Annotated in this window: 2 protein-coding genes; both read left to right on the top strand. The window is 73.0% G+C overall.

Features of this window, described 5'->3' with window-relative positions:
• The coding region (locus HR9077_RS19125) for an ATP-grasp domain-containing protein (protein ID WP_458692931.1) at positions 1 to 294 on the top strand (294 nt) is incomplete at its 5' end.
• 66 nt (positions 295 to 360) lie between these two features.
• Positions 361 to 674 (top strand): hypothetical protein (locus HR9077_RS19120; protein ID WP_210725980.1); only part of this gene is annotated, 314 nt, incomplete at its 3' end.

The raw sequence follows: 674 nt of genomic DNA, 5'->3' as shown, positions 1-674 counted from the left end.
CTGGCGCGGGTGCCGATGGCCGGCGAGACCCGCGGCAACCTGGCGGCCGGCGGCCAGGGCCGCGCGCGGGAGCTGACCGCGCGCGATCACTGGCTGATCGAGCAGGTCCAGCCGATGATCCGCGACAAGGGGCTGATGTTCGTCGGCCTCGACGTGATCGGCGACTACATCACCGAGATCAACGTCACCAGCCCGACCTGCGTGCGCGAGATCGATGACCAGCGCGGCACCGACATCGCCGGCCTGTTGATGGACGCCATCGAGCGGCGCCTCGACGAACGCCGGCAAGGCTGAGAGGCGGCGGCTCGCCGTCGTCGAGGGGCGAAGAGGACGCAGAGGGTGAAGAGAGAGAGCAGCGTCATGGCTTTCGTGACCGACCCGATCCGCTATGCCCCGGTCAACCGCGGCTACCGCCAGTGGCTGGCGGGCGGCCTGGCGGTGGCGCTGCATGTGGCGGCGATCGCCGTGGCCATGCAATGGCAGTGGACGCCGTCATCGACGCCCCGCGAGCCGGTCAGCATCGACGTGGTGCTGGCCCGCCAGCCGGCGGTCGAGCCCCGGGCGGCGCAGGCGATCGCCGATGCCGATCAGCGGGCCTCGGGGCCGCAGTCCACCGGGCGCACGGTCGAGGCGCAGGCGGCCGCGAGCGTCGCTGCGCCACCCGCCCCGCCGCA

This window comes from Modicisalibacter radicis, from assembly GCF_900961225.1.
Classification (GTDB): Bacteria; Pseudomonadota; Gammaproteobacteria; order Pseudomonadales; family Halomonadaceae; genus Modicisalibacter.
Note: the sequence above shows the minus strand (reverse complement) of the source record. Positions and strands in the feature narration are given on the sequence as shown.